The sequence below is a fragment of the Pseudorhizobium flavum genome (genome assembly GCF_044142885.1).
GTDB lineage: Bacteria > Pseudomonadota > Alphaproteobacteria > Rhizobiales > Rhizobiaceae > Neorhizobium > Neorhizobium flavum.
Genome location: NZ_JBIOKZ010000002.1, coordinates 475,364 through 501,465 on the forward strand (window position 1 = coordinate 475,364; position 26,102 = coordinate 501,465).

Consider the following 26,102-nt stretch of genomic DNA (forward strand, 5'->3'; position numbering starts at 1 on the left):
ACGTCTAGGGTTGGCCATGGGAATGACAAGCGTGTTTCGCAATGACGAGACGGCCGAGAACTCAGCCTCGCTGGCATCCGTGCTAACGGACTGTTCCATTGAAGTCATGCCGCGAACAGCGGCCAAGATCGGTGACTTTCGGCAGATCCTGCCGCAGGGGACGCGGGTCTATGTGGCTCATATCCGCGATACGCCGATCGACGACATGGTGGCGACCGCGCGCCGCCTGACGGATGAGGGCTTCCAGCCGATGCCGCACCTTCCGGCGCGGATCATCCCGGATCGCCTGACGCTGGAGACCTGGGTAAGGCGCTATCGGGAGGAGGCGGGTGTCACGCAGGCGCTGCTGCTGGGCGGCGGTGTGTCGACCCCGGCTGGCGACCTCGACAGCTCGATCGCAATGCTGGAAACGGGCGTGTTCGACCGGCTCGGCTTTGACCGGCTGCACGTGGCCGGCCATCCCGAAGGGAACAAGGACATCGATCGTGACGGTGGTACAGCCGTTGTCGATGAGGCGCTCAAGTGGAAGCAGTCCTTCTCCGAGCGCACGGATGCCGAGATGGCCATCGTCACGCAATTCGCGTTCGAGGCGGCACCGGTAATTGCCTGGGCTGAACGTATCGCGGCCGCCGGGATCACTCTCCCTATCCATGTCGGTGTCGCTGGTCCGACAAAGCTGCAGACACTGATAAAGTATGCCGTAGCCTGTGGCGTTGGGCCGTCGCTAAACGTCCTGCAGAAGCGGGCTCTCGACCTGCGCAAGCTGCTGGTTCCGTACGAACCGACGGACTTCCTCGTGGACATCGCCGCCCATCGCGCAGCTTACCCGGAAAGTTCCATCGAGCGGGTGCATGTGTTTCCGCTGGGCGGGATACAGGCAAGTGCGGACTGGCTGGCGAGAGTGAGGGACGGGGCGTCCCACCAGGATTAGTGCCGCCGCTGTCAGCTTGCATGCGTAGCGCATCAGAAATATGAAGGGTGGTCGCGCTTGGCAGCGGCATGAACAGACGCGCCGGCGGACCCACACCTTCTGATGTACCAGTTTCCCAGCACCAAGACCTATGGCGGCTTCCTGTTCGACATGGACGGCACCCTCCTCAATTCGATTGCCGCGGCGGAGCGGGTTTGGGGTCGATGGGCCACGCGGCAGGGCTTGGATCTTGCGACTTTCCTGCCGACCATGCACGGCAAGCGCGGCATCGATACCATTACGGCCCTGAACCTCCCCGGGATTGATCCGGTGGTGGAGGCAGCCGAGATCCTTCGTGGCGAAATCGAAGACGTCGAGGGTGTCGTTGCGATCGAGGGCGCGGCTGATTTCCTGGCGTCCCTGCCGCCGGAGCGCTGGGCCATCGTGACGTCGGCGCCTATGGACCTCGCGCGCGCAAGGCTCGCCGCCGCGGGCCTGCCGCAACCCCGTATCATGGTGACTGCAGAGGATGTTGCGGTCGGGAAACCCCACCCTCGGTGCTACCAGCTCGGCCTGGAGCGACTGGGGGTGGACGCGGCCGATGCAATGGTCTTCGAGGATGTCCTGGCCGGAGTCGTGGCCGCGGAAGCCGCTGGAACCGACATTACGGTGATCACGACAACCCACCAGCATCCCATCGAAACCGACTATCCGACGCTGCCGCACTATGGGGAGGTTCGGGTGGCGATAGGCGCCGGCGGGCGGCTATCCATTCAATTCCGTTAGCATAAGCGACGACACGGCGACCGCTCGTCGCAACGATCAGCGGTGGATCGGATCCTTCCACAAGACTTCCTCGGGCTTCTCCACCGGTTCTATGTCCAGGTTGACGACGACGGGTTCCTGACCCGATCGGACGAGGACGCATTCCAGGGTTTCATCCCGGCTGGCGTTGATTTCCTGGTGGGGCACGAAGGGCGGGACGTAGATGAAATCGCCAGGGCCTGCCTCTGCCACGAACTCCAGATTGTTGCCCCAGCGCATCCGTGCCTTGCCCTTGACGACATAGATGATGCTTTCGAGATCCCCGTGGTGGTGGGCTCCGGTCTTGGCGTTGGCGTGGATCGTGACGGTGCCGGCCCAGATCTTCTCCGCTCCGGCGCGCGCATGATTGATCGCGGTGGCGCGGTTCATTCCAGGCGTCTGGGCGGTGTTTGGATCCAGCGAGTTGCCGGGTATGACCTTGACGCCGTTGTCGCGCCAGTCCGTAGCGGGGGCTGGATGATCATGATGGTCGTCTGACATGCCGTTCCTCGTGCGCATTGGCGGGGCTCACCAACTCTTCCGAGCAGTGGGTCCGCGAGCCCCTGACCGGTGGCTGGCCGGCTGATAGGAGCTAACGTTGCTTCGGCTCATTGTTCAACCTCCATGCACTTGAAGGCAAGTCGTTGGTGAAGGAGATGTTCACGCATCGGCCCAGGTGAAGGGTGACCCTGTACCAATGCGATACTTCCTCGGGCTTTACTTATCCCCCTGGTTCGTCCTCAATGCTCGGGCAAAACACGGCGGATTTCGGAATGACTGAAGAAAAAGACCTGGAGAAGATACTGCAGCAGGAGAGGGCGCTTGCCTTCCCGCAGTTCGATGGAGAGATGGCCTGGAGGCTCGGCTCCTTGCTGCGGGACATGGCGCTTGAGCGAGGTGCGGGCGTGGTGGTCGACGTTCATCTCCATTCCATGCCTGTCTTCTACTGCGCCCTGACATTTACGACAGCGGACAACGCCTCGTGGATACGGCGAAAGCGGGCCGTCACCCTTCGCTTTTTCCGGTCGAGCTATGCCGTCGGATTGGCGCTTTCCCAGCAAGGCACCACCATCGAAGCGAAGTACGGGCTTCCATCCGCGGAGTACGCGACGCATGGTGGCAGCTTCCCGATCACGTTGAAGGGAACTGGATGCATCGGCGCCATCACCGTTTCGGGACTGCCGCAGCGGGAAGATCACAATCTGGTCGTCGAAGCTTTGTGCCGCATGCTTGACCAGGACCACGACGTTCTACGACTGACCTGAAGGAGACGAGATGGAAGCGCCGCACACCGTTTTGCAGTTCTGGTTCGAGGAATTGACGCGCAAAGAGTGGTTCCAGGTGTCTGCCGAGGTCGATGCTGAAATTTCGGCACGATTTGGCCGGACGCACCTTGATCTGGCACGAAGCGGGGTAGCGGAGTGGCGAGGCTCACCTGACCAGCGGCTGGCCGGGATCATCGTTCTCGATCAGTTTTCACGCAACATCTATCGCGGCACTCCGCTCGCATTCGCGGCAGACTGGATAGCCTTGCGCGAGGCTCGGCTGGCTCTCGATGTGGGGGCTGATATGGGAGTGCCGGAGGAGCGGCGAGCCTTTTTCTATCTGCCCTTCGAGCACTCAGAGAGCCTCGCGGATCAGGAATTGTCGGTCGAGTTATTCCGTAAACTCGGCGATCCTGAGTATCTTGATTATGCTGAGCGGCATCTTGCCGTAATCCGGGAGTTTGGACGGTTCCCCCACCGGAACGCGCTGCTGGGTCGCGAATCAAACAGCGCCGAACTCGACTATCTGTCGAAGCCCGGCGCCGGTTTCTAGTCGTTAGTGGTTGCTTCTAGCGTCGGATCATTCGCCCGACCCAGATCAGGATACATGCACCGATAAAGCCGGCGATGAGATAGCCGATCCAGCCGCCAAGGCTGATGCCGAGAAGGCCAAGCAGAGCGTTGGCGATGATGGCGCCGACGATGCCCAGCAGGATGTTCATCAAGATGCCCATATTGCTCTTCATGAACTGCTCGGCAAGCCAGCCGGCGATACCCCCGATGATGATGGCCGCGATCCAGCCGATACCTGCGTCTTCCATGCCTTACCCTCCTGTGGTGGTTGCCGTTGGTAACGCGAGACAATGTTCCAAGGTTCCCGCCGCCTTTCCTTTGTTGGTGGTGGAACTAGATTGCCGACAAACGAATCCATGATCCGGTGACCTCCGTTGAAGCTGCGTCGTACTTGTTCTTTCTCTTTCGGCATCGGGCTCCTCCAGCTCACATTGATCGCGGCTCTGATGCTCTCTGCTCACCCAATGGGCAGGGTGCATGCGCAGCAGCCGGCAGCAACCGAAGTCACGGCCGATTCCATCAACGACGAGATGGCGGAGAGGCTGGAAGCTTCGCGCCAGAGGCTGATCGACATCCGCCAGCGTCTGGAGCAGACGCCGATCGATGACCTGAAGCTCGCGGAGCTGCGCGTCCAGGCGGACGAGGTGGCTACGGAACTGGAAGGCGCCTCGGCGGATCTGGAGACGCGCCTTTCGCAGATTCAGGCGCGACTGGCAGACCTGGGTGAGGCGCCCGCAGCCGGCCAGCCCGCCGAAGCCGAGGCGGTGACGGACGAGCGCAATCGCCTGACGACGGAGCGCGCCGAACTGACGGTCATTATCGATGACGCCGCCAACCTCAGAACCAATGCCAACCAGGCGACCAGCAGCATTTCGACATTGCGGCGAGATCTCTTCACGCAGACGCTGCTCAAGCGGACGGAGCTTTCGCTGGGGCTGTTCGGCCAGGCTGGCGAGGCATTCGTACGTGAAATGCGCGATCTCGGCAGCACGGTGGGGAGCTGGTTGAGCTTTGCATGGAAGTTCAAGAAACTCCCGCTTCTGGCCGCGATCCTGCTTTCGCTGGGTGCGGCGCTTTTATTCCTGTCTGGCGGCCAGCGCCTGTTCGCGAGACTGATCGCGCGGGATCCCTCGCTGGAGCAGCCGACCTATATCAAGCGGCTTTCGCTCGCATTCTGGACGACCGTGACGAGGACGCTTTCGTTGACGGCCTTTCTTGTTGCATCCTATCTCTTTCTGGATGGCTTCAATGTGATGCGAAGGGATGTTGCTCCCATCATCGGGGCGGCGTTCGGCTTCATCTGGTTCGTTTATTTCATCTGGCAGTTGGCCGATGCCGTGCTCTCACCGCGCTATCCCCACTGGCGGCTTGTGCGGGTCACGGATCGAGGGGCCCATCTGCTGGTTTCAGCCATCGTCGCGATGGCTGTCGTCAACGGCCTCGACTATCTGCTTGGGGTGGTCAGCGAGGTGCTGAATTCACCCCTGGAACTGACAATCGCAAAGAGCGTCGTCGCCTCGCTGGTGATCGGCCTCATCCTCCTCGCCCTGTCGTTTGCACGTCCGGTTCTGCATGAGGATCCGGCTCTGCCTGGACGCGGCTGGCCACGGTGGCTGGCGGTCCTGTTGCGGGTCATGGGGGTACTGCTCATCCTGACGGTCATGGCAGGTTATGCGGGACTTGCGCGTTTCGTTGCCACGCAGATCGTGCTGACCGGGGCGGTTCTCGTCACCACCTACATTGGCATCCTGTCGGGCAAGGCGGTCGGCAAGGAGGGCGCGTTCGCGCGCACGGGGCTGGGCGAGCGACTGGCGAGGCGGTTCCAGTTGGGCGAAGTCGCGCTGGACCAGATTGGGCTTGCTGCCGGCCTTCTGGTCTACGCCATCGCTCTTCTTCTCGGCATACCCCTCATCCTGCTGACCTGGGGTTTTCAGATCACCGATATCGAGGCCTGGATCTATCGATTCTTCACCCGGATCACGATCGGCAATATCTCCATCTCGATTGTGGGGATCCTGGGCGGGCTCCTGCTGTTCGGGCTGGGCTACCTTGCCACCAAATGGGTCCAGAAGTGGATTGACAGCCACGTCCTTGCACGCAGCCACGTCGACACGGGCGTGCGAAATTCGGTCAAGACCGGCATCGGTTATCTCGGTATCGGGATCGCGGTCATCCTCGGCGTGTCGGCGGCCGGCATCGATCTTTCCAGCCTTGCGCTTGTGGCCTCGGCGCTTTCGGTCGGCATCGGTTTCGGCCTGCAGAATGTCGTCTCGAATTTCGTCTCCGGGCTTATTCTGCTCGTGGAGCGTCCGTTCAAGGTCGGAGACCATGTCGTTACCGGGACAACTGAAGGCATCGTCAAACGCATTTCAGTCCGGGCGACGGAGATCGAGACCTTCCGAAAGCAGTCGATCATCGTGCCGAACTCGGACCTGATCAATGCGCCAGTCGGTAACTGGACCCATCGAAACCGCGTGCAGCGGTCGGAAATTCCAGTTTCCGTCGCCTATGGGACGGACCCGGAGAAGGTGATCGCGATCCTGCTGGAGATCGCCCGAGCGGTACCCGAAGTGCTTCGCAATCCGGAGCCCCATGTCGATTTCCTCGCGTTCGGTGCGTCCTCGCTCGACTTCGAACTGCGCTTTTGCCTCGCGGACTATTCCGACGGGATCCGCATCCGGGCTGAAGTGCGCATCGAAATCCTGAAGCGTTTCGAAGTGGAGGGGATCGAAATCCCGTATGTCCGCCAGGACATCATGATCCTGCCGCGCCCGGGTCGAAACAGGGAAGCGTCGGGGAAGGACGAAGACGGAACCGTGGAGGGGGGCGCCGGCGTGTAAGCCGTCGCGGCAAGCTTTTCGGATGTCGTAATCAGGCGTTTCGTCTTGTGGCGGGAACTGCATATTTCTTGCAGCCAAGGTCATGCATCGTCTTGTCAGGAAAGACGATCAACGCGAGGGGCGAGTGAATGAAGGCGAATGCGCGTGCCGTTGTCATCGGGGGCGGAGTTGTCGGCGTTTCGACGCTCTATCATCTGGCGAAGAAGGGGTGGAGCGACAGCGTCCTGATCGAGCGCAAGGAGCTGACATCGGGTTCGACCTGGCACGCCGCCGGTCTGCTGCCGCTTTTCAACCTGTCCTATTCGGTCGGCCAGCTGCACAAGTATTCTGTCCGGTTTTACGAGGAACTCCAGGCGGAGACCGGCATGAATGTCGGTTTTGCCAAAGTCTCGAACATCCGGCTCGCCCGCACCAGGGATCGCTGGGACGAGTATATGTACTATGCCGGCATTGCGGAGACGATCGGTGTCAGGGTCAACATCCTGACGCCCGAACAGGTGAAGGAGGTGTGGCCGCTTTGCGAGACGGACGGCCTGCTCGGCGCCATCCAGCATCCGGATGATGGTTATATCCAGCCGGCTGACCTCACCCAGGCGCTGGCGAAGGGAGCCCGCGACCGCGGCGCGACGATCTACCGGCACACCGCCGTCACTGCGATCGAGCAGCAGCAGGACGGTATGTGGAAGGTGACGACCGACAAGGGCGAGATCACCGCAGAGCACGTCATCTCCTGTACCGGAAGCTTCGCCCGCAAGACCGGCGAGATGGTCGGCATCAATATCCCTGTCATTTCCGTCGAGCACCAGTACATCGTCACGGAGCCCCATCCGGCGATCCAGGAGCGCCGGCGCCAGGGCCTGCCGGAGATGGGTGTCCTGCGTGAGTCGGACAGTGCCTGGTACATGCGCGAGGAAGCCGGCGGACTGATCCTCGGCCCTTATGAGGTCGGTGCGCCGGTATGCTACGTCGATGGTCCCTCGGCGGAGAGCGAATACGAGCTTTTCCAGGAGGATCTGGACCGGCTGATGCCACACATCGAGGCGGCCATCGCCCGCGTGCCGGCCTTTGGGGAGGTCGGCATCAAGAAGGTCTACAACGGCGCCATCGCCTATACGCCTGACGGCAACCCGATCGTCGGCCCAGCTCCCGGTCTGAAGAACTTCTGGCTGAATGAGGGCCACTCCTTCGGCATCACCGCCGCCGGTGGGGCCGGATGGCAACTCGCGGAATGGATCGTGGACGGCGAGCCGACCGTTGACCTGATGGGCGTCGATCCCAGGCGCTTCGGACCTTATGCGACGGAAGGCTACCTCATTGCCAAGAACGAGGAGGCCTATGCCAACGTCTTCACCATGCACTATCCGGATGAGGAGCGTGCCGCGGCACGTCCGCTGAAGTCGACGCCGATCTACGACCGGCTGAAGAAGCTCGGCGGCGTATTCGGCTCCGTCTACGGCTGGGAGCGCGCGAACTGGTACGCGCCGGAAGGCTACGAGGTGCCCAAAGACCAATTGGGTGTCGGCGCAGATGTCATCACCAGCCACAATCACGCGCCGCCCTTGGACGACGGACGGATCGTGGAGAAGTGGTCCTTCCGCCGCTCGAACTACTTCGAACACGTGGGCAACGAGGTGCGGAACGTCCACGAGAATGTGGGCGTCCTGGACATGTCGCCCTTCGCCAAGATGGAAGTCTCGGGGCCCGGCGCCCGGGTCTGGCTGGACTCAATCCTCGCCAACGCAATCCCGAAGAAGCGTGGCAGGATCGCGCTTTGCCACGTCCTCACCCCGGCCGGCGGGGTACGGGCGGAATTCACGGTCTATGAATGGGCGCCAAACCGCTTCTACCTTGTCTCCGCCGGGGGACTCGAAGCGCACGACCACGACCTGCTGCAGCGGCTGGCGCCGACCGATGGCTCGGTCCATCTGCAGCCCATAACGCAGAAATACGGGGTGCTCGTGCTTGCCGGCCCGAAGTCTCGGGACGTACTAAAGAAGCTCACGCGCACCAGCCTTGAGAACAAGGATTTCCCGTGGTTGACTGCAAAGCAGATCTCGGTCGGCATCGCCACGGCTCATGCACTTCGCGTCAATTTCGTCGGCGAACTCGGGTGGGAGCTGCACCATCCGATCGAGATGCAGGCCTACATCTTCGACCGCCTGATGGAAGCGGGCGCGGAGGACGGCATCAAGCCGTTCGGCATCCGTGCCATGAGCGCCATGGCCGTGGAGAAATCCTACCGCAACATGGGGCGTGAGCTGTCGATCGAATACAACGCCTATGAATCGGCGCTCGACCGGTTCATCCGCCCCGAAAAGCGCTTCATCGGTCGCGACGCGATGCTCACCTACAAGGAAAAGGGTCTGCGGTGGAACTTCGTAACGCTGGTCGTCGAGGGCAGCGGCGATGTCGACGCCCGTGGCTCGGAAGCGATATACGACGAGGCGGGGGAACTGGTCGGTCGGGCCACCAGCGGCGGATACGGCTGGCGGGTAGGCAAATCTCTGGCGCTCGCCATGGTGAAGCCGGGGCAGAGCGAGGTCGGCACGCGGCTGAAGATCAAAATCCTCGGGGACCTCTACGACGCGACCGTCGTGCCGGAAAGCCCGTATGATCCGGACAATGCTGCACTTCGGGCTTAAGCACAGTAACAGGACCTTTACCAAGGACGCGGCTTCGGCCGTCTTTTCGTTCTTCAGCAACAAGTTAGCCACAGGAATTAACGCTTCTGCAAACGAGCTTTGGTAGGTTGTGCCAAGTGGGGACAGCAACGACTGAAGGGGCAACATGACTTTCCTTGGCATTTCCGGGATGCAGTATTCCGGCCAATCTCTGGCGAACTCGCGCATCCTGCTTGCCGAGGATTCGAACGTCTTCACGTCCATGATCGGGACGCGGCTCAAAGAGTTGTTCGGGATCGAGGTCGAGATCTGCCGGAATTTCGAAGAGCTCCAGCTTGCCTACGACCGCTCGACATCTCCGGTGACGCTCGCGATCTCCAACATCAACCTGCCCGGGGCGGAGAACGGCGAGGCGCTGGAATATCTCATTGATCTCAGCATTCCGACGATCGTCTTCACCGGCACCTTCCACGAAGGGACGCGCGATCAGTTGCTCTCGAAGGAAATTGTCGACTACATTATCAAGGACAATGTCTTTGCGGTGGACATGCTGGCGGAATCTGTCGCCCGCTTTCTCACGAACCATCGCCACCATGTGCTGATCGTCGACGACAGCCCGACGGCTCGCGCCCTGCTGACCAGCCGTCTGAAGCGGTACAATTTCCGGGTCAGCACCGCAGAAAGTGGCGCCAAGGCACTCGAGATCCTGAAGAGCAATCCGGACATCGGTCTGGTCGTCACGGACTATAATATGCCGGACATCGATGGCTTCGAGCTTACGCGCCGCATTCGTTCCGCCCGCGGCTCGCACGAATTGCGCATCATCGGTGTGTCCTCCTCATCCAATAGACTGCTGTCGGCGCGCTTCCTGAAAGCGGGCGGTAACGACTTCATGCTGAGACCGTTCATCGACGAGGAATTCTACTGCCGGATCAACCAGAACCTGGACACGCTGATCCAGATCCGTGCATTGAAGAATGAACGGCAGCCTGCCGCCGCCTAGGGCCTGCGGTAAGTGAAAGTCTCGGCGGAGGCGGCTAGGCCGGCTACGCCGCCACGCTGGGTTTCGACGATGCCAAGATCGGCTTGCGCCCGGCGCGCTCTTGCTGCGGCGAGCGACCGTAGACCTCGCGGTAGCATTTGGAAAAGTGCGACGCCGAAACGAAGCCGCAGGCGACCGCTACCTCGACTACCGGCAGCGCGGACTGCACGAGGAGGTGGCGCGCCCTGTCGAGCCTGATCTCCAGATAGTAGCGGGCGGGGGAGCGGCCCATTTCCTGGCGGAACAGGCGCTCGACCTGCCGCCGGGAGAGATCTGCCTCCTCCGCAATCTCAACGAGCGACAGAGGCTCCGCAAGATGGCTCTCCATCAGCTCGATGATTGAAAGTACCTTGGCGTTCTGCACGCCGAGCCTTGCCCGCAACGGCAACCGTTGACGATCGTGCGGGCTTCGGACGCGATCGGTCAATTGCTGCTCGCAAATCCGGCTGACGAGGTTCTCGCCGAAATCCTCGCCAATCAGGGTGAGCATCATGTCGAGGGATGCGGTTCCGCCCGCGCAGGTATAGATGTTTCCATCTATCTCATAGAGGTCTGCATAGACCTCCGCCTGCGGGAAGGCTTCGGCGAAGCCGGGGAGGTTTTCCCAGTGGATGGCGCAACGGCGCCCCTCGAGAAGCCCAGCCTGTGCGAGAATGTGCGCGCCGGTGCAAAGGCTGCCGAGCGCGACACCACGGTTATGGGTTTCCCGAAGCCAGGCATTCACGCTTCTGTTGTCATAGGCCTCGACATCGATGCCGGAGCACACCAGCACCATGTTGGGGCGCTTCTCGTCCCCGAGATATTTCCGCTCCTGTGCGATCGAGGTGTCGACCTCCATGCCGATTCCAGCGGAACAGGTCACCTTTTCCCCATCCGCAGAACAGAGGCGCCATTCGTAAGCGCGGTAGCCAAGCATGCGATTGGCAATCCGCAGCGTCTCCACCGCAGCAGAGAAAGGAAGCAGGGTGAACTCCGGAACGAGGAAGAAGACGAGGGTTCTTCTTGTTCCTCGAAGATCGTTGATCACGCTCATGCACGGTGTCCGTCGATTGCGAATGCCTGATTAAGGATCCGAGAGTGGCACGGAAAATCGCAGTCGGGAAGTGGGGCCCTTTGGGGCCCCAGCTTTTTGTTCTCACAGTAGATTCGGTCGGTCCTGCTGCTAGTTGAGCAGAAGCATTGGTGGAGGCCGCACCAGCGGATTCACCGTGACGGATTCTCCGGATGGCGAAGGTCCGATGCGAGAGGATCGCCGGCCGGCCAGCCGATGTCCTTGCGGATTTCTGCCGGCAAGCCATTCAGCACGCGCTCCGTCCGGCGCTGCCTCCATTCATGTTGCAGTTGGGAACTGAGGCGGGCGAGGGGGCGGGTCAGGCGGCGGATACGGCCGCCGGAGCTGCCGTTCAAGGGCGAGAGAGTTAACATGGTATCTACTCCTTTGGCTGATCGTCTTCAGGATGGCACGGGAGACGCATCAATCAATCTGATGTCGCGAATGGAATCGATGAAATGTTGTGGTCAATTCCTCATGCAATTCGTTTCTGTAGGAGAGAGCATGGGGCGTGATTGACGTTCAATCAAACGAAATGATATGGTGCTTAAGTTCAGTTTAATTGATGAGGATGCCATGGCTGCTCCCTTCCGCCCACCGCTTCCGTTGCTTGATAACGACGTCTTGCGCACCTTCGTCGCGATTGCTGAAACCGGGAATTTCTCGACGGCGGCCGAGGTAGTCCTCAGAACGCCTTCAGCCGTGTCCATGCAGATCAAGAAGCTTGAGGAGCAGCTGAGGACGACATTGTTCCTGCGCGACGCCCGATCCGTGTCTCTCACGCAGCACGGCGAGGTACTGCTTTCCTATGCGCGGCGAATGCTGGCCCTGTCCAACGAGGCCGTTTCCCGTTTCGTGATGCCGGAACTGGCAGGCGTGGTGCGCCTGGGGGCGCCTGACGATATCGCCGAGCGTCTGCTTCCGCGCATTCTGAAGGACTTTGCCGAACAGTTCCCCGGGATCATGGTGGACGTAACGGTCGATATGAGTTCAGCACTTCGGAAGCGGGTCGAGGAGCAGAGGCTCGACCTTGCCCTGTTCAACTGCACTCCGCGTTCCTTTCCGGGCGTTGGCGACATCATCCACACGGAACGTCTCGTCTGGGCCGGCGCGAAATGTGGTAACGCTCACCTGCGCGATCCTTTGCCTATCTCGGTATGGGAGGAGGGGTGCTGCTGGCGGCAGGAGGCGATCGGACAGCTGGAGAAGCACAAGCGGAGCTATCGGATCGCCTATGCCAGCGCCCACACCATGGCGCAGCGTGCAGCAGTCCTCTCCGACCTCGCGATCGCGCCGTTCCCCCGGTCCTACGTCTCCGATGAGATGGTCGTGCTCGGGCAGCAGGAAGGCCTGCCGGATCTTTTCAGCTTCGATGTCCGGCTGCTGACGCGCCCACAACTTTCCGTGCCCGCACGGGCAGTCGCGGAGAGCATCAGGGACTTCTACGGTCAGATCACACGCGCCGCTGCCTGACCCAAACATGCAGGAACATAGGCACATTCGCCGGGGCATTGAACTTTTTGCCGATTGAGGCGTTCGTGTGGCGGAAGGTCATTTTGCCTTGCACGACCGCAACCATCGGAGGACTTCGAGAATGACGCCCAGAAAAGCAACCGCCATCGCCATGCTCGTTTTCACAGCCGCTGCCCTGAGTTCCTGTGGCAACACGATTCGCGGCGTGGGGCAGGATACGGCCAACGCCGTTGACGCAACGCAGGATGCAGGCCGCAACGTGGAACGCGCCGCGCGCTGAGCGTCAGACGCAAATCCCATGATGCAAGTGGAAAGCCGGCTGAGCGCCGGCTTTTTGCATTAGCTTTAGCGGTTCTCAGATCTTTGCCGCCGGATAGGCGCGCTCGAGCCCGCCTGACTCTGTAAGCCCGTCACGAAAAGCCGAATATGCCGCATGCTGGCTCGACCGTGCGGCCTCCATTAGCTTCACCTGCAGGCGAGCCGGTGCCGCGTGCCCGAGCCACTCGCCGCACTGCCTAAGCTTCAAGGAGTTGAGGAAGCGCGCCTCCGCCTGGCGATCGAGATAGAGGTGCAGCCCGTCGAGCAGGATATCGTCCGAGGCCGGCTTCTCCATCAGTAGCCCGAGCCATGATCGGTTCTCATCGGTCAGGCCGGAGAGGCTGTCGGCGACCATGTCACGATTGGCGATCGGGGCGATCTTGCTCATTCTCATGTCCTCAGGGCTTTCCAGTGTATTCCCTCGTACTATTGCAGAATGCTGATGCGAAGCTTTCGAAGCGAGCCGACGACGAACTCGATGACGGTGCAAGCCTGCTGCTATTTCAGTTCGTGGAGGCCCCTGACTCAGGCGGTTCTGCCTGCATTCGCGTCGGGACAAACACTGCGCCAGACGCTATCGCAGCGCAGTCTTGACCCGCTCCTGCACGAGCGGGAGCACCCATTTCGACCAGACTTCCTCATGGATCTTCAGAAAATGCTCCGCGGTCTCCCGGTTGCTGGCTCGATTCTCCTCCTGCCATGCGAGGATGCCGTTGATCGTGGCATTCGACCATTGCCGGGTCCGGATGTAGTCCATTGCGGAGGCAGCCTTCTCGGTGAATTCCTGTGTCACCAGGGTGAATGCCTGAGAGGTGGGATAGGAGTTTTTCTGTGGGCTCGCGCAGCCAGGGACGGCGGTACAGTTTTCCCACTCCACCTGATTGTGCGTGACCCCGAAGGAAAGCCGAGCCATGGGATATTTACCGAGCGCGGCAGTCGGCGCCCAGTAGTAGCCTAGCCAGCCCGTCTTTGTGTCGAACGCGCTGGCGATGGAGGCATCCAGAGCCTCTGCAGTGGCGGGTTCGAGCAACTCAAATCCCTTGTCCGCTGCGCCGAATGCCCGGAACAGGTTGCGGGTTGTTGCCTGACAACTCCAGTCGTCGGGACAGCTCTGGATTGCTGCTTTGCCGGGGGAGCGGGGAGAGGGGAAGAGGTCCGGCCGCGCCAAGGCATCGTCGACGGTTCGTATCTCCGGGTGTGCTTCGATGATGAATGCCGGCACCCACCAGCCTTCGACCGCTCCCTCCTGGAGGATCTCCGCTCCCAGCAACAGCCGGCTCTCCCCGATTGCTTTCGCCAGGGGCGCGCGCACGGCATTGATCCAAAATTCGGGCGCCATATCGGGCTGCGACTTCGTGAGCATCGACGTGAACGTCGGTATCGTATCTCCGGGTACGAGCGTGACGTCGCAGTCGTAGCCGTGCTCGAGGATGATTTCGTCGATATGCGCGGCCACGGCAGCCGAGCCCCAGTTCATCTCGGCGATGCTAATGTCTCCGCACGCGGCCTCTGCAGCCCCGACCCTGATCGAGATCGTCGCCAGGAGTGCGCCGAGATAGACTGGTAGCCTGCTCATCTACAAACCGTCTCGATTTTCGGGCCGCACTTGCCGCCTTCGGCTGCACTGTCTCCAGGGGGAGCGGCGTTCTCTGTTACCATCCTTCAGACTAGGGTTTGCCCAGTTGAAATCAACCGCTTATTGCCTCGCGCCGGGGCACGCATTCGTGAGGGCAGGTGCAAAAATCTGTCAGAAGGATCGGCGGCTAACGTTCCGGTAACGATGTGACGCTAATCATCCAATCGCGGACGGTTGCTTCGCCGGAGCGCGGGTCAGGTAGTGCGTACCCGCCGCTTTGTATCCCGATGATCATGCTGTCGTGGAGTGCCGTCGGTTGACATCGATCCTGTCGCTCTCCATCTTTCTGTCGCGGCAGCGCATCGCTGATGAACCAAGGCGGACGCCTCATGGATCTACGAATCGTCCGATCTTTCAGCCCCTGTGCTGCCGCGATCCACACCGATCCCCGTTCCACCCATTGCGCTGAGATGATTTGCCGATGAGCAGCCATGCGACGCTCATTCTCGGCGGAGCGCGGTCGGGCAAGTCTTCGTTCGCCGAACGGCTTTCCCGTGAAAGCGGGCTGGAACGCCATTACGTGGCAACGGGGCAGGCATTCGATGACGAGATGGCGCAGCGGATCGCCCGGCATCGCGAGGATCGGGGCACCGGCTGGACGACGCACGAAGCTCCCGTTGAACTGGTGAATTGTCTGGACAAGGTCGGGTCGGACGGTCGGGTCGTGCTTGTTGATTGCCTGACGCTCTGGGTCTCGAACCTGATGATGGCAGGAGAGGATGTGGAGCAGGCATCTGCGGAACTGGTCCATCACATCGAGAAGCGCCGGGGTCGATACCTCTTTGTTTCCAACGAGGTTGGCTTGGGAATCGTCCCGGAGAATAGGATGGCCCGAGAGTTTCGCGACCATGCCGGCCGGCTACACCAGCAGGTCGCTGCGGTTGCGGACGAGGTCTACCTCGTTGCGGCGGGTCTCCCGCTGAAGATGAAGGGATAGCCGAAGTCACACGGTCTGGATGTCCGGCATTTCTGTCGTGCGCCTATGTCTTTTGTGTCGCAAATCTGGTGTCGCCGGCCCAACAACCGGGGGCTGTGCGCCGTGGGCTTGTAACGCCAAGAATCGCCGATATGGTGCGCGGCATTTCTCTTTTCCAACGCTAGCAGGGCATTACCATGCACAAGGTCATCTTCGACACGGATCCTGGCATTGACGACGCGATGGCGTTGCTTTTCCTCCATCGGCATCCGGAGGTCGACCTTATCGGCGTTACGACTGTTTTCGGTAACGCACCGATCGAGCTGACGACGCGAAATGCGCTCTACCTGAAACAGAAATGGGGCATTGCAGCGCCAGTCGCGCGGGGCGCGGGCGTGACCTATGACCCGGCGCGTCCTGAAGGCCACTGGCCCACCTTCATTCACGGGGAGAACGGACTGGGCGACATCGACATCCCTGAGGCGTTGGAGGCGCAAGCGGATGGCCGGCCGGCGTGGCAGTTCATCATCGATACGGTGAGGGCGCAGCCGGGAGAGGTAACGCTGATCGCTGTTGGCCGGATGACCAACCTGGCACTGGCCCTGAAGGCAGACCCGGACTTCGCAGCGCTCGTGAAAGAGGTCGTCGTGATGGGTGGTGCCTTCGACCTCAACGGCAATGTCAGCCCGGCCGCGGAAGCCAATATCCATGGCGATCCGGAAGCTGCCGATCTCGTCTTCACGGCTCCCTGGCGGGTCACAGTGATCGGGCTCGACGTGACGATGAAGACGGTGATGACCAGCGGTTATCTGGCGGAGATGGCGGCTGTCGGTGGGCCGTCAGTGCAGCTCCTCTCCAACATCTCGCAGTTCTACATCGAATTCTACAAGCATAGGGTCGGCGATGGCATGGTGATCCATGACAGTTGCGCCTGCGTCTACCTCGTCGCTCCGCATCTTTTCAGAACACGCAGCGGACCGATACGGGTCGTCTGTGGCGGAATCGCAGACGGCCAGACAATCCAGAAGCCCGACGGAAAGGTCTTCCCGCCCGGTCACTGGGACGGCCATCCGAGCCAGCTCGTCTGCACGGATGTGGACGGCGATCGCGTTCTTGAGGTCATCCGGGCTGCAATCGTCGAGGGGAAAGCGGCCTGAAATCGCCGCTACTGGTCGATGCCCGCCGCGTCGGCCAGCCGTTCAAGATCCGGCACGGTGATGTGCCGATTGTTCTCGATCTGGATCACGCCGTCCTTGCGGAGCTTTGTCATCTGACGGCTCACCGTCTCGATCGTGAGGCCGAGAAAATCCGCAATGTCCGATCGTGAGAGCGGGAGGTCAAAGAAGCTCCTGTCGCCCACTTCGGGGTCGCTGTGATTGGCGATGAGCCACAGGAAGCTTGCCACCTTCTCCTGTGCGGTCTTGCGGCCGAGCGTCAGCATCCAGTCGCGGGCGTCATCAAGTTCCTGAAGAGCCTGATTGTGCAGGAGGCGCTCGAGGCTCGGGGCGTCGCGCATCAGCCGCTCGATTGCCCGGCGGGGGAAGACGCAGATCTCGGTATCTGTGGCAGCCTCGGCGCTCATCCGGCTTTCGCCCAGGAATGGACGCCCCATGAAATCGGGCGCGAATTGCAGGCCAACGATCTGTTGGCGACCATCCGCCATCACCTTCGACAGCTTCACCACGCCGTTCAGTATACTGCTGTAGGACGTTATGCTCTCACCCTGGCCGATCATTTCGTTTCCGGCCTCGACCTTGCGCCGGGAGGCGTGCTTGCTCAATTCGGCAAGCTGGGGCGGAGTGAGGGCGGAACAGATGCCTCCGTGCCGTGCTTCGCAGGATCGGCAGACTCCCGGAATGTCCCGGCTCTGGGTCTCCTTGATCTGCATGTCCATTTGGCTGCCCCGATTGAGTTTGCAGTTGCGAGATGATGTGGATCATCGTCAACCGCTAATGCAGCGAATTGATCTGGATCAACATTCGCGAAATCGTCGCTGCGACACTTCGCGCGTTGAAGGATCGCGGATCGAGGAGTTCGCCGTCTGCAACAGTCGGATGGCAAATGTTCCGGCGGGGCCAACGGGGATTGGCATTTGCCCGAGTTTTCCCTATGTGGGACGCTGAATCGTTATTTCAGAGGACATTGGCGTGACTGCTACATTCGATAAAGTTGCCGACATCATTGCGGAAACCAGCGAGATCGATCGCGAAACGATCACGCCTGAAAGCCACACGATCGACGACCTCGGCATCGACAGCCTGGACTTCCTCGACATCGTCTTCGCGATCGACAAGGAGTTCGGCATCAAGATCCCGCTCGAGCAGTGGACGCAGGAAGTCAACGAAGGCAAGGTTTCAACCGAGGAGTATTTCGTCCTCAAGAACCTCTGCGCGAAGATCGACGAACTGAGGGCGGCGAAGGGCTGAAAAGCCATTCCCCAAGCGTCGTATGCTGCTTGAATACTTCCAGATGATCGACCGGGTGCAGAGCGTGGACCTCTCCACCAACCTATTGAAGGCTAGGTCGGTCGTTCCGGCGAAAAGCCCGGTCTTCGAAGGTCACTTCCCGGGAATGCCGCTCGTTCCCGGTGTTCTTCTGATCGAGACGATGGCACAAGCCTCCGGCATGCTGGTGCTCGCAGCTACCGATTTCGCGGCCATGCCGTTCCTGATGTCGGTCGATGGCGCCAAGATGCGGTCGTTCGTGGAGCCGGAGGCTGTACTCGACATCGAGGCGTTTCTGGAGCATGAGGGGTCCGGCTACGCCGTGACGAAGGCGAAGATTACGTCGAACGGCAAGAAGGTCTGCGACGCGCAACTGAAGCTGCGCACGATGCCGTTCAGCGAGGTGCCGCTTGCCGACATCGTTCGAAAGCGTGCGAGAGAAGTCGGGCTCATGGACGCGCTTCAAGCTGGCGCGTGACCGCCAGGCAATGAGGACAGGATGAGCAAGTCTGACAATGATGTCGTGATCACCGGTGTCGGGATCGTCACCTGCCATGGCGTTGGCAAGGAGCCGCATATCGCGCTTCTGTCGGCCGCCGATGTGGAGCCGCCGAAGGTCGAGACTGAGCGCTTCAAGCCCTACCCCGTGCATCCAATGCCCGAGATCGACTGGTCGCAGCAGATCGCCAAGAGAGGCGACCAGCGGCAGATGGAGAACTGGCAGCGGCTCGGCGTCTTTGCCGCAGGTCTGGCTCTCGATGATGCCGGCCTGAAAGACAATGCCGAAGCCTGTGCCACGATGGACATGATCGTCGCCGCCGGTGGTGGCGAGCGCGACATCAAGGTGGATTCGCTGATTGTCGACGAGGCGCTGAAGCGCAATGATCGCGAGACGCTGCTCAACGAGAAGCTGACGACCGAGCTGCGCCCGACGCTTTTCCTCGCCCAGCTTTCCAACCTTCTCGCCGGCAATATCTCGATCGTCCACAAGGTGACCGGTTCCTCACGCACGTTCATGGGAGAGGAAGCTGCAGGCATCTCGGCTGTCGAGACGGCATATCATCGCATCAGGTCGGGACAGTCGACGCATTCGCTCGTCGGCGGTGCCTTCGTTGCGGAACGCGCCGACATCATTCTGCTCGTCGAGGGGATCCGTGCGCATGCAACCGGCTCCTGGCATCCGCTGTGGCAGCGTTCGGCTGACAATGGCGGCGGCATGATAATGGGCTCCGTCGGTGCTTTCCTGGTGCTGGAATCGCGTGCGAACGCCGAAGCGCGTGGTGCACATATCTATGCCACGATCGACGCCGTCGAAGGTGACCGCGGCAGCCGGGACGACGGTAAGCTCGAGCAACGCCTCGAGCGGCTATCAATGCTTGCCTTGGATGCGGATCCGGCCCAGACGCTGGTCTTTTCCGGCGCAAGCGGACTGGTTGATCCGACTGCGCGCGAACGCGATGTCATCCAGAAGACCTTCCCCGGCGCCACGCTACGCGGCTATGGTGGGGTGACGGGCCACGGCATGGAGGCCCAATTCCCGCTCGGTCTGGCGCTCGCGGCGCTCGCGCTTGACGGCGACCTTCGCGTGCCTTCCTTCGATTCCAGCCTTGAACAGCCGATGCCGGCGCCGGCGAACCGCGCCGTGGTGACGACGGTTGGCTATACGCGCGGCGAGGGCCTTGCGGTCCTGTCGCTGAACGCGTGAGGAGAACGACCATGAGCGACAACCGCTTCACCGATCATCTCGGCCGGCCGATCATTGCCGTGACCGGCATGGGCGTCATCACCTCGCTGGGGCAGGGGCTGCAGGACAACTGGGCGGCACTTACCTCCGGCACGTCGGGCATCCACAAGATCACCCGCTTCCCGACCGAAGGCCTATCGACGCGCATCAGCGGCACCGTCGACTTCATCGACGTTCCGGTCGAAAACGCCGTCGAGCGCTCCTATGCCTTCGCACGCGAGACAACGGCGGAAGCAATTGCGCAGGCGGGCCTTTCCGGAGACTTCGAAGGCCCGCTCTTCCTGGCGGCACCGCCGGTCGAGCCGGAGTGGTCGGCACGTTTCGCACTGGCCGATCGCGCACCACCATCGCAGGTGGAGGGCGACGCCTATGATCGGTTCCTGACAGCGATGCGCCAACGTCCCGATCCCGCCTTCCTGGAGGCTGTCCAGTTCGGCTCGATCTCGGAGCGCCTTTCCGACCGGTTCGGCACCCGCGGGCTCCCTGTGACGCTTTCAACGGCCTGTGCTTCCGGGGCTACCGCCATCCAGCTCGGGGTCGAAGCGATCCGCCAGGGCCGCACCGACCGTTCGCTGGTTGTTGCGACGGATGGTTCCGTCAGTGCCGAAGCGTTGATCCGCTTCTCGCTGCTTTCTGCTCTTTCGACTCAGAACGATCCGCCGGAGAAGGCGTCCAAGCCGTTCAGCAAGGATCGCGACGGCTTCGTCATTGCCGAAGGTGCGGCGACACTCGTTCTCGAGTCGTTGGAATCGGCGGTCGCCCGTGGTGCGAAGGTGCTTGGTATCCTAAAGGGCTGCGGCGAGAAGGCTGACCATTTCCACCGAACCCGTTCCTCACCGGACGGTGGCCCGGCAATCGCTACCATTCGTGCGGCCTTGGAAGACGCCGGCATGGATGAGACGGCCATCGGCTACATCAATGCCCATGGCACTTCCACGCCGGAAAACGACAAGATGGAGTATGGCTCCATGCTCGCCGTCTTCGGGGAGCGTTTGAAGGATATTCCGGTCTCGTCGAACAAGTCGATGATCGGCCATACGCTGACGGCGGCCGGAGCCGTCGAGGCGGTGTTCTCGATCCAGACGATGCTGACCGGCACACTTCCGCCGACGATCAACTACGTCAATCCGGACCCGACGATCGTGCTCGATGTGGTGCCAAACCAGAAGAGGGATCAGCAGGTTAGGGCCGTGCTGTCGAACTCCTTCGGCTTCGGCGGGCAGAATGCCAGCCTTGTCATGACGCTGGAACCGGCTTAGAGACCGTCGCCAACCCCTTCTGACGATCTGGAACGCCTTCGGGCGAAGGAAGACCTGTTATGCGCGCTCTGCAACTGATCGACGACCGCAAGCTCGAGGCTGTGGACATTCCCGAGCCCGAAGCGCCCGGTCCAGGCGAGGTCACGCTTCGTGTCAAGGCCGTAGCACTCAATCACATCGACGTTTGGGGCTGGCGCGGAATGGCGTTCGCCAAGCGCAAGATGCCGCTCACCATTGGCGCGGAAGCATCGGGCGTGGTCGAAGCAATCGGTCCTGGCGTCTCCAACCTCCTTCCCGGCCAGCTTGTCTCGATTTACGGCGCGCGGACGTGTGGGCTGTGCAAGCCGTGCCGTGAAAAGCGCGACAATCTGTGTGAGAACGTCTCCGGCGTCCACGGCTTCCACCTGGACGGCTTCGCCCAGGAGAAGACGAACCTGCCGGCACGCCTGCTCGTTCCGGCGCCTCCGGGTGTCGATGCCGTTGGTGCAGCCTTGGCGCCCGTCACCTTCGGCACCGTCGAGCACATGCTGTTCGACAATGCCAAGCTCGAGCCCGGTGAAACGATCCTCGTGCATGCCGGCGGGTCTGGGATTGGCACGGCGGCGATCCAGCTTGCCAAGAAGACGGGTTGCACGGTGATCACCACCGTCGGTTCGGACGACAAGATCGAGCGCGCCAAGGCGCTCGGCGCCGATCATGTCATCAACTATCGCACCGATCGCTTCGAAGGCGTCGTCCGCAAGCTGACGAAGAAAAAGGGCGTCGACGTCGTCTTCGAACATGTCGGCGCTGATACCTGGGCCGGCTCCATGCTGTCGCTGAAGCGGGGAGGGCGGCTCGTTACCTGCGGCTCCACCTCCGGCGTCTCCACAAGCATGAACCTGATGATGCTTTTCCAGCAGCAGCTGAAGCTGCTCGGCTCCTTCGGCTGCCGCATGGAAAACATGGCGGATGCCATGCAGAAGATGGCGCGCGGGGTCGTTCATCCGGTGATCGATACGGAAGTGACCTTCGAAGACATCGATCGGGCGCTCGAGCGCATGGAGACGAGACAGGTATTCGGCAAGATCGTCCTCAGGATGGATTGATCCCTTGAAGATGTTCCTTAGGAGGGTCGTGCTCGGTCTCCGGCGTTTCCAGCAGTGGCTGGTGGCGCAGGCGGTCTTCGCGATTCTCAATGTGCTGAAGCTATTGCCCGCCGATGCTGCGATCAGCTTTTCGGATCGGGTAGCAAGGTGGATCGGTCCGAAGCTTGGTCGTCACAGGCTGATGCTGACCAACCTGCGTAACGCCTATCCGGAAAAATCGGATGGTGAGTTGCAGGAGATCGCGCTCGCGAGCTGGGGGCACATGGGCCGTCTTGCCGCCGAGTACGTTTTCCTCGATCGCCTTTTCGACTTCGACCCTGAGCGTTCGGCGCCTGGTCGTATTGAGGTATCGGGGATACCGCTTTTCCTGGATCTCCGCGACAATCCGCGACCGTTCATCGTCTTTACTGCCCATACCGGCAATTTCGAGCTGCTTCCGGTCGCCGGCAACAGTTTTGGTCTGGATGTGATGGTCCTCTTTCGTCCGCCGAACAATCCCTACATCGCCGAGAAAGTCTTCGCGTTCCGTAGCGCCCGCATGGGCCAGTTGGTGCCGTCGCATGCCGGGTCCTCCTTTGCTCTGGCGCGACGGCTGGAGGCCGGTGGCGGGGTGGGGGTGCTGGTGGACCAGAAGTTTGGCCGCGGCCTGACCACGTCCTTCTTCGGCAGACCGGTGCGGACCAACCCGCTGCTCGCCAAGCTGGTGCGCCAGTTCGACGTCGAGGTCTACCCGGCTCGCTGCATCCGTCTTCCCGGCAATCGCTATCGCCTGGAGATCGAACCGCGGATCGAAGTGCCGAGAAATGCCAGTGGAGCGGTCGATGTGCAGGCGACGGCTCAGATGCTGAACGACAAAGTCGAGAGCTGGGTGCGGGAGTATCCGGATCAGTGGCTGTGGTATCACGACCGTTGGGCGATCAAGAAGATGCTGACGGACTGAGCATGTCTTGCGTGCGAGCGGGAATTGATCAATGCTCGCGCAAGTTTGCGTCCTTATGTCGGCGTGTTGCGACAGGGCGAGCCGGCTGGGTTCCGGCTGCCGTGAGAAGATCTCCGCTCCGGGGAGGTGGTGTGTGGAAGCTTTGATCGACCTCTTCTGGTCCAAGTATGGCCGGCTGCAGACAGCGATAGATCGGGAAGACAACGTCACGATTCACGCGCTGGATCAGGAGATCGACCCGCTTCTTCAGGCGATATTCCGTCACGAAGTCACGGATGCTGCCGGCATCCAGGCACAATTCAGGTTCGCTCTGGAACTGCTGAAGACGGAGGCTGACGACAGAGGGTGCGTGCATCGCAACGGCCACCTTCTGCAGATGCTGGTCGAGCGCTACCTCGCTCCCCAGATCGGGCGCGCCGCAGGCGAGATCCCAGGAAAGAGATCGGATCACACCGAATCGAGCGAAGGCGGGAACACGATCAACGGTCTGCTCGATCCCGCGCTGTTCGACGGCATTGCCGAACGGATTCTGGTGGTTGTTCCGGGCTATCGAGTCTTCTATTCGAACGAGACAAACGCTCGGCAGTTGGGGTTGTCCAAGGAGAAGGTGATCGGCAAACATTTTGCCGAGTTGATCGGCATACACCATTTCCAGTGCGATCTTCGTGAGCCGCTGGATCGCTGCCTCGCGGGGGAGAGCGTGTCGCTGACCTATGCCGAGGAAAGAGACGGCGATACCGTCGTCATTTCCTGCCGAATGTCCCCGTGCTTTACCGAGGCGCGGGCGCAGGTCGGCGCAATGGTGGTGATGCAGGAAATGGCAGACCGACGCCGACGCAGAAGCGTAGGCTGAGGATCAGTTGGCGAGGGTTTTGAGCAGGTGGGCCTGTTCGAACGCGATGTGCCGGCGCATCCCCTCGAAGAAGCCCCGGAGCATGTAGCCGACAGCCTCGATGTTGACGGGATCACTGGAGCCAAGCTTCAGGAGCGTTTCGGTGAGCTCCTCCGCATAGCCCTCGTCCTCGAGATGCTCGTATCTCAAGCGTGACAGGGTTTCGCCGCTGTCGGCGACCGCGTTCTTCTGTTGGACGCGCGGGAACAGAACGGTTTCCTCATAGCGGTGGAGCGCCTGGATCATCGGTACGAGCGTCTTGGCGGCGTAGATACACTTCTGCTTGTTGATGTTGGACGGAAGCGAATCGGCGATCTCCTCCAGTTCGTCGCAGAGGGCCAGTTGCTCGGCATGTGCACTGCGGAGCCAGGCAACGATCTCTTCATCGGGCAGCACTTTCCCGCGGCCCAAGAGAATAAGGCTCTGTTCGTCAGATCTCTGATTCATGGTCATTTATCGCCTCGATCATGGCCAGTGTTATGAGCTGAGGCCGAGATTCGCCGAGGGAGACTTTTCGCGCCTTGATCCAAATCAAGGCTGCCCTGACGTGTCGGTGGCAAAGCTGGCCACAATCGCCGATGGTCTGGCCGCCGAGGGATTCGGGTTGCCATGATGATCGACGCGAGATTGAAACACGCCGTTGGGGGATGTCCAACATGAACTATACCGTAGAAACACTGGCCTTGGCGGTCGGCGCTTTCCTGGCTTTGCTGGGTGTGGCCTTTGCCCATGACAGTCTTTTCGCTGCCCATATGTGGGTACTTTTCTTCGCGCTGTTTGCCGGTACCGTCGTCATGGTGCGCCGTGCCAACTTCGCACCGATCACGGCGGCGCAGAAGGCTGCCCGCCAATCGGAATATCTGGATGAGGTCGTCAAGTATGGCGTCATCGCAACGATGTTCTGGGGCGTTGTCGGTTTTCTGGTCGGCGTCATCGTGGCGTTGCAATTGGCCTTCCCCGACCTCAACATTGAGCCCTGGCTGAACTTCGGACGGACGCGACCGCTCCACACCTCGGCGGTGATCTTCGCCTTCGGAGGCAATGCGCTCATCGCGACGTCATTCCATGTGGTGCAGCGCACCTCCCGCGCGCGACTTTTTGGTGGCAACCTCGCCTGGTTCGTCTTCTGGGGCTACCAGCTCTTCATCGTCATGGCCGCGACGGGCTATCTGCTCGGCATTACCCAGTCCCGCGAATACGCGGAACCGGAGTGGTACGTGGACCTCTGGCTCACGATTGTCTGGGTTGCCTATCTCGTGGTCTTCCTGGGAACGATCCTGAGGCGCAAAGAGCCCCACATCTATGTGGCCAACTGGTTCTACCTGTCCTTCATCGTCACCATTGCGATGCTGCACGTGGTCAACAACCTGGCCATTCCAGTGTCGTTCCTTGGATCCAAGAGCTACTCGGCCTTTTCCGGGGTTCAGGACGCCCTGACGCAGTGGTGGTACGGCCATAACGCAGTCGGCTTCTTCCTGACGGCCGGCTTCCTCGGCATGATGTACTACTTCATCCCGAAACAGGTGAACCGTCCCGTCTATTCCTACCGCCTGTCGATCATCCACTTCTGGGCGCTGATCTTCATGTACATCTGGGCCGGCCCCCACCATCTGCATTACACGGCACTGCCTGACTGGGCGCAGACGCTCGGCATGGTCTTTTCCGTCATGCTCTGGATGCCCTCCTGGGGCGGCATGATCAACGGCCTGATGACGCTCTCGGGCGCCTGGGACAAGATCCGTACAGACCCGATCGTGCGCATGATGGTCATCGCCGTCGCCTTCTACGGCATGGCGACCTTCGAAGGCCCGATGATGTCGGTCAAGGCGGTCAACTCGCTCAGCCACTACACGGACTGGACGATCGGCCACGTGCATTCGGGTGCTCTCGGCTGGAACGGCATGATCACCTTCGGCGCGCTTTACTACCTCGTTCCGAAGCTCTGGAACCGCAACCGGCTCTACAGCATCCAGCTGGTCAACTGGCACTTCTGGCTGGCCACTCTCGGCATCGTCGTCTACGCGGCCGTGATGTGGGTTGCCGGTGTCCAGCAGGGCCTGATGTGGCGCGAATACGATGACCAGGGCTTCCTTGTCTACTCGTTCGCCGAATCAGTCGCAGCCATGTTCCCGTACTACGTGCTGCGTGCCGTCGGTGGCGCCATGTTCCTCGCTGGTGCGTTGATCATGGCCTTCAACATCACGATGACAATCCTCGGCTATGAGCGACGCGAAAAGGTTCCGGGTGCTGCTGCACCCGCGGCCCTCCAGCCGGCCGAATAAGGAG

General features: G+C 61.1%; 27 protein-coding genes. 19 read left to right on the forward strand and 8 right to left on the reverse strand.

Translation table 11 applies throughout. The features are described from left to right. Positions 1-22: 22 nt before the first annotated feature. Both ACEPP2_RS05795 and ACEPP2_RS05800 read left to right on the forward strand, forming a co-directional pair. Positions 23-931, forward strand: a complete 909-nt coding sequence (locus ACEPP2_RS05795) for a methylenetetrahydrofolate reductase (RefSeq protein ID WP_395516048.1) — start codon at positions 23-25, stop codon at positions 929-931. Positions 932-1,033: 102 nt separating this feature from the next. Continuing rightward, the gene (locus ACEPP2_RS05800; protein ID WP_395516049.1) at positions 1,034-1,696 is read left to right on the forward strand and encodes an HAD-IA family hydrolase; all 663 of its coding nucleotides are present in this window, start codon (positions 1,034-1,036) and stop codon (positions 1,694-1,696) included. 36 nt (positions 1,697-1,732) lie between these two features. Here ACEPP2_RS05800 and ACEPP2_RS05805 read toward each other — a convergent pair whose 3' ends face one another. After that, positions 1,733-2,215 carry a cupin domain-containing protein gene (locus ACEPP2_RS05805; protein ID WP_395516050.1) on the reverse strand — a complete coding sequence of 161 codons (483 nt, stop codon included), beginning with the start codon at positions 2,213-2,215 and terminating at the stop codon, positions 1,733-1,735. 272 nt (positions 2,216-2,487) lie between these two features. Here ACEPP2_RS05805 and ACEPP2_RS05810 point away from each other — a divergent pair, with 272 nt between their 5' ends. Further along, a complete protein-coding gene (locus ACEPP2_RS05810) occupies positions 2,488-2,979 on the forward strand; it encodes a heme-degrading domain-containing protein (RefSeq protein ID WP_395516051.1) in 492 nt (163 codons plus the stop codon). Positions 2,980-2,989: 10 nt separating this feature from the next. Beyond that, positions 2,990-3,532, forward strand: a complete 543-nt coding sequence (locus ACEPP2_RS05815) for a DUF924 family protein (RefSeq protein ID WP_395516052.1) — start codon at positions 2,990-2,992, stop codon at positions 3,530-3,532. A gap of 16 nt (positions 3,533-3,548) precedes the next feature. Here ACEPP2_RS05815 and ACEPP2_RS05820 read toward each other — a convergent pair whose 3' ends face one another. Then, positions 3,549-3,800, reverse strand: coding sequence for a GlsB/YeaQ/YmgE family stress response membrane protein (locus tag ACEPP2_RS05820; RefSeq protein WP_052638585.1), 252 nt, complete (start codon positions 3,798-3,800; stop codon positions 3,549-3,551). 198 nt (positions 3,801-3,998) lie between these two features. On the opposite strand from ACEPP2_RS05820, the gene ACEPP2_RS05825 reads away from it, so the two are divergent. The 3 genes from ACEPP2_RS05825 to ACEPP2_RS05835 all read left to right on the forward strand — a co-directional run bounded on the left by ACEPP2_RS05825 (position 3,999) and on the right by ACEPP2_RS05835 (position 10,016). Continuing rightward, a complete protein-coding gene (locus ACEPP2_RS05825; protein ID WP_395516053.1) occupies positions 3,999-6,392 on the forward strand; it encodes a mechanosensitive ion channel family protein in 2,394 nt (797 codons plus the stop codon). Between the two features lie 128 nt (positions 6,393-6,520). Further along, positions 6,521-9,034: a GcvT family protein gene (locus ACEPP2_RS05830; RefSeq protein ID WP_395516054.1), complete on the forward strand. Its 2,514-nt coding sequence runs from the start codon at positions 6,521-6,523 to the stop codon at positions 9,032-9,034. A gap of 145 nt (positions 9,035-9,179) precedes the next feature. Further along, the gene (locus ACEPP2_RS05835; RefSeq protein WP_077546491.1) at positions 9,180-10,016 is read left to right on the forward strand and encodes a response regulator; all 837 of its coding nucleotides are present in this window, start codon (positions 9,180-9,182) and stop codon (positions 10,014-10,016) included. Between the two features lie 43 nt (positions 10,017-10,059). Here ACEPP2_RS05835 and ACEPP2_RS05840 read toward each other — a convergent pair whose 3' ends face one another. Both ACEPP2_RS05840 and ACEPP2_RS05845 read right to left on the reverse strand, forming a co-directional pair. Further along, on the reverse strand, positions 10,060-11,088 hold the full coding sequence (locus ACEPP2_RS05840) for a GlxA family transcriptional regulator (RefSeq protein ID WP_395516055.1): 1,029 nt from the start codon (positions 11,086-11,088) through the stop codon (positions 10,060-10,062). 170 nt (positions 11,089-11,258) lie between these two features. After that, the gene (locus ACEPP2_RS05845) at positions 11,259-11,480 is read right to left on the reverse strand and encodes a hypothetical protein (RefSeq protein ID WP_395516056.1); all 222 of its coding nucleotides are present in this window, start codon (positions 11,478-11,480) and stop codon (positions 11,259-11,261) included. A 202-nt stretch (positions 11,481-11,682) separates the two neighbouring features. Between ACEPP2_RS05845 and ACEPP2_RS05850 the strand changes: the two genes are divergently transcribed. Next, the gene (locus tag ACEPP2_RS05850; protein ID WP_395516057.1) at positions 11,683-12,579 is read left to right on the forward strand and encodes a LysR substrate-binding domain-containing protein; all 897 of its coding nucleotides are present in this window, start codon (positions 11,683-11,685) and stop codon (positions 12,577-12,579) included. Positions 12,580-12,730: 151 nt separating this feature from the next. Then, positions 12,731-12,859 (forward strand): entericidin domain-containing protein, encoded by a 129-nt coding sequence (locus tag ACEPP2_RS05855; RefSeq protein ID WP_235864195.1) that lies wholly within the window; start codon positions 12,731-12,733, stop codon positions 12,857-12,859. A gap of 75 nt (positions 12,860-12,934) precedes the next feature. Here ACEPP2_RS05855 and ACEPP2_RS05860 read toward each other — a convergent pair whose 3' ends face one another. Both ACEPP2_RS05860 and ACEPP2_RS05865 read right to left on the reverse strand, forming a co-directional pair. Further along, positions 12,935-13,285: a hypothetical protein gene (locus ACEPP2_RS05860; RefSeq protein ID WP_395516058.1), complete on the reverse strand. Its 351-nt coding sequence runs from the start codon at positions 13,283-13,285 to the stop codon at positions 12,935-12,937. 186 nt (positions 13,286-13,471) lie between these two features. Next, positions 13,472-14,473, reverse strand: a complete 1,002-nt coding sequence (locus ACEPP2_RS05865; RefSeq protein ID WP_395516059.1) for a glycine betaine ABC transporter substrate-binding protein — start codon at positions 14,471-14,473, stop codon at positions 13,472-13,474. Between the two features lie 481 nt (positions 14,474-14,954). Here ACEPP2_RS05865 and cobU point away from each other — a divergent pair, with 481 nt between their 5' ends. Together cobU and ACEPP2_RS05875 are read left to right on the forward strand one after the other, a co-directional pair. Next, entirely contained in the window at positions 14,955-15,470 is a 516-nt protein-coding gene (cobU, locus tag ACEPP2_RS05870; protein ID WP_281978347.1) for a bifunctional adenosylcobinamide kinase/adenosylcobinamide-phosphate guanylyltransferase, read from the forward strand. Positions 15,471-15,646: 176 nt separating this feature from the next. Next, positions 15,647-16,606, forward strand: coding sequence for a nucleoside hydrolase (locus ACEPP2_RS05875; protein WP_077546483.1), 960 nt, complete (start codon positions 15,647-15,649; stop codon positions 16,604-16,606). Between the two features lie 8 nt (positions 16,607-16,614). Here ACEPP2_RS05875 and ACEPP2_RS05880 read toward each other — a convergent pair whose 3' ends face one another. Then, complete coding sequence (locus tag ACEPP2_RS05880) at positions 16,615-17,343, reverse strand: Crp/Fnr family transcriptional regulator (RefSeq protein WP_152340018.1); 729 nt, start codon at positions 17,341-17,343, stop codon at positions 16,615-16,617. Between the two features lie 253 nt (positions 17,344-17,596). Between ACEPP2_RS05880 and ACEPP2_RS05885 the strand changes: the two genes are divergently transcribed. The 7 genes from ACEPP2_RS05885 to ACEPP2_RS05915 all read left to right on the forward strand — a co-directional run bounded on the left by ACEPP2_RS05885 (position 17,597) and on the right by ACEPP2_RS05915 (position 23,777). Continuing rightward, entirely contained in the window at positions 17,597-17,875 is a 279-nt protein-coding gene (locus tag ACEPP2_RS05885) for an acyl carrier protein (protein WP_003502893.1), read from the forward strand. Positions 17,876-17,897: 22 nt separating this feature from the next. Further along, complete coding sequence (locus tag ACEPP2_RS05890; RefSeq protein WP_077546481.1) at positions 17,898-18,371, forward strand: 3-hydroxyacyl-ACP dehydratase FabZ family protein; 474 nt, start codon at positions 17,898-17,900, stop codon at positions 18,369-18,371. A gap of 21 nt (positions 18,372-18,392) precedes the next feature. Continuing rightward, on the forward strand, positions 18,393-19,598 hold the full coding sequence (locus ACEPP2_RS05895) for a beta-ketoacyl-ACP synthase (RefSeq protein ID WP_077546480.1): 1,206 nt from the start codon (positions 18,393-18,395) through the stop codon (positions 19,596-19,598). Positions 19,599-19,609: 11 nt separating this feature from the next. After that, a complete protein-coding gene (locus tag ACEPP2_RS05900) occupies positions 19,610-20,896 on the forward strand; it encodes a beta-ketoacyl-ACP synthase (protein WP_077546479.1) in 1,287 nt (428 codons plus the stop codon). A 59-nt stretch (positions 20,897-20,955) separates the two neighbouring features. Further along, on the forward strand, positions 20,956-21,984 hold the full coding sequence (locus ACEPP2_RS05905) for a zinc-binding dehydrogenase (protein WP_395516060.1): 1,029 nt from the start codon (positions 20,956-20,958) through the stop codon (positions 21,982-21,984). A gap of 10 nt (positions 21,985-21,994) precedes the next feature. Next, entirely contained in the window at positions 21,995-22,924 is a 930-nt protein-coding gene (locus ACEPP2_RS05910) for a lipid A biosynthesis lauroyl acyltransferase (RefSeq protein ID WP_395516169.1), read from the forward strand. A 133-nt stretch (positions 22,925-23,057) separates the two neighbouring features. Beyond that, positions 23,058-23,777: a PAS domain-containing protein gene (locus ACEPP2_RS05915; RefSeq protein WP_281978339.1), complete on the forward strand. Its 720-nt coding sequence runs from the start codon at positions 23,058-23,060 to the stop codon at positions 23,775-23,777. Positions 23,778-23,780: 3 nt separating this feature from the next. Here ACEPP2_RS05915 and ACEPP2_RS05920 read toward each other — a convergent pair whose 3' ends face one another. Then, positions 23,781-24,269 carry a hemerythrin domain-containing protein gene (locus ACEPP2_RS05920; RefSeq protein WP_395516061.1) on the reverse strand — a complete coding sequence of 163 codons (489 nt, stop codon included), beginning with the start codon at positions 24,267-24,269 and terminating at the stop codon, positions 23,781-23,783. Between the two features lie 203 nt (positions 24,270-24,472). Here ACEPP2_RS05920 and ccoN point away from each other — a divergent pair, with 203 nt between their 5' ends. Next, complete coding sequence (ccoN, locus tag ACEPP2_RS05925) at positions 24,473-26,098, forward strand: cytochrome-c oxidase, cbb3-type subunit I (RefSeq protein WP_395516062.1); 1,626 nt, start codon at positions 24,473-24,475, stop codon at positions 26,096-26,098. Positions 26,099-26,102 lie beyond the last annotated feature (4 nt).

Bases quoted from the DNA above. Each gene is read 5' to 3' on its own strand.
- ACEPP2_RS05820 (WP_052638585.1), bottom strand. From the start codon at position 3,800: ATGGAAGACGCAGGTATCGGCTGGATCGCGGCCATCATCATCGGGGGT.
- ACEPP2_RS05860 (WP_395516058.1), bottom strand. From the start codon at position 13,285: ATGAGCAAGATCGCCCCGATCGCCAATCGTGACATGGTCGCCGACAGC.
- ACEPP2_RS05900 (WP_077546479.1), top strand. From the start codon at position 19,610: ATGAGCGACAACCGCTTCACCGATCATCTCGGCCGGCCGATCATTGCC.
- ccoN (WP_395516062.1), top strand. From the start codon at position 24,473: ATGAACTATACCGTAGAAACACTGGCCTTGGCGGTCGGCGCTTTCCTG.
- ACEPP2_RS05850 (WP_395516057.1), top strand. From the start codon at position 11,683: ATGGCTGCTCCCTTCCGCCCACCGCTTCCGTTGCTTGATAACGACGTC.
- ACEPP2_RS05865 (WP_395516059.1), bottom strand. From the start codon at position 14,473: ATGAGCAGGCTACCAGTCTATCTCGGCGCACTCCTGGCGACGATCTCG.
- ACEPP2_RS05880 (WP_152340018.1), bottom strand. From the start codon at position 17,343: ATGGACATGCAGATCAAGGAGACCCAGAGCCGGGACATTCCGGGAGTC.
- ACEPP2_RS05905 (WP_395516060.1), top strand. From the start codon at position 20,956: ATGCGCGCTCTGCAACTGATCGACGACCGCAAGCTCGAGGCTGTGGAC.
- ACEPP2_RS05855 (WP_235864195.1), top strand. From the start codon at position 12,731: ATGCTCGTTTTCACAGCCGCTGCCCTGAGTTCCTGTGGCAACACGATT.
- ACEPP2_RS05895 (WP_077546480.1), top strand. From the start codon at position 18,393: ATGAGCAAGTCTGACAATGATGTCGTGATCACCGGTGTCGGGATCGTC.
- ACEPP2_RS05890 (WP_077546481.1), top strand. From the start codon at position 17,898: ATGCTGCTTGAATACTTCCAGATGATCGACCGGGTGCAGAGCGTGGAC.
- ACEPP2_RS05835 (WP_077546491.1), top strand. From the start codon at position 9,180: ATGACTTTCCTTGGCATTTCCGGGATGCAGTATTCCGGCCAATCTCTG.
- ACEPP2_RS05845 (WP_395516056.1), bottom strand. From the start codon at position 11,480: ATGTTAACTCTCTCGCCCTTGAACGGCAGCTCCGGCGGCCGTATCCGC.
- ACEPP2_RS05825 (WP_395516053.1), top strand. From the start codon at position 3,999: ATGCTCTCTGCTCACCCAATGGGCAGGGTGCATGCGCAGCAGCCGGCA.
- ACEPP2_RS05920 (WP_395516061.1), bottom strand. From the start codon at position 24,269: ATGACCATGAATCAGAGATCTGACGAACAGAGCCTTATTCTCTTGGGC.
- ACEPP2_RS05875 (WP_077546483.1), top strand. From the start codon at position 15,647: ATGCACAAGGTCATCTTCGACACGGATCCTGGCATTGACGACGCGATG.
- ACEPP2_RS05830 (WP_395516054.1), top strand. From the start codon at position 6,521: ATGAAGGCGAATGCGCGTGCCGTTGTCATCGGGGGCGGAGTTGTCGGC.
- ACEPP2_RS05910 (WP_395516169.1), top strand. From the start codon at position 21,995: ATGTTCCTTAGGAGGGTCGTGCTCGGTCTCCGGCGTTTCCAGCAGTGG.
- ACEPP2_RS05800 (WP_395516049.1), top strand. From the start codon at position 1,034: ATGTACCAGTTTCCCAGCACCAAGACCTATGGCGGCTTCCTGTTCGAC.
- ACEPP2_RS05805 (WP_395516050.1), bottom strand. From the start codon at position 2,215: ATGTCAGACGACCATCATGATCATCCAGCCCCCGCTACGGACTGGCGC.
- ACEPP2_RS05810 (WP_395516051.1), top strand. From the start codon at position 2,488: ATGACTGAAGAAAAAGACCTGGAGAAGATACTGCAGCAGGAGAGGGCG.
- cobU (WP_281978347.1), top strand. From the start codon at position 14,955: ATGAGCAGCCATGCGACGCTCATTCTCGGCGGAGCGCGGTCGGGCAAG.
- ACEPP2_RS05795 (WP_395516048.1), top strand. From the start codon at position 23: ATGACAAGCGTGTTTCGCAATGACGAGACGGCCGAGAACTCAGCCTCG.
- ACEPP2_RS05815 (WP_395516052.1), top strand. From the start codon at position 2,990: ATGGAAGCGCCGCACACCGTTTTGCAGTTCTGGTTCGAGGAATTGACG.
- ACEPP2_RS05840 (WP_395516055.1), bottom strand. From the start codon at position 11,088: ATGAGCGTGATCAACGATCTTCGAGGAACAAGAAGAACCCTCGTCTTC.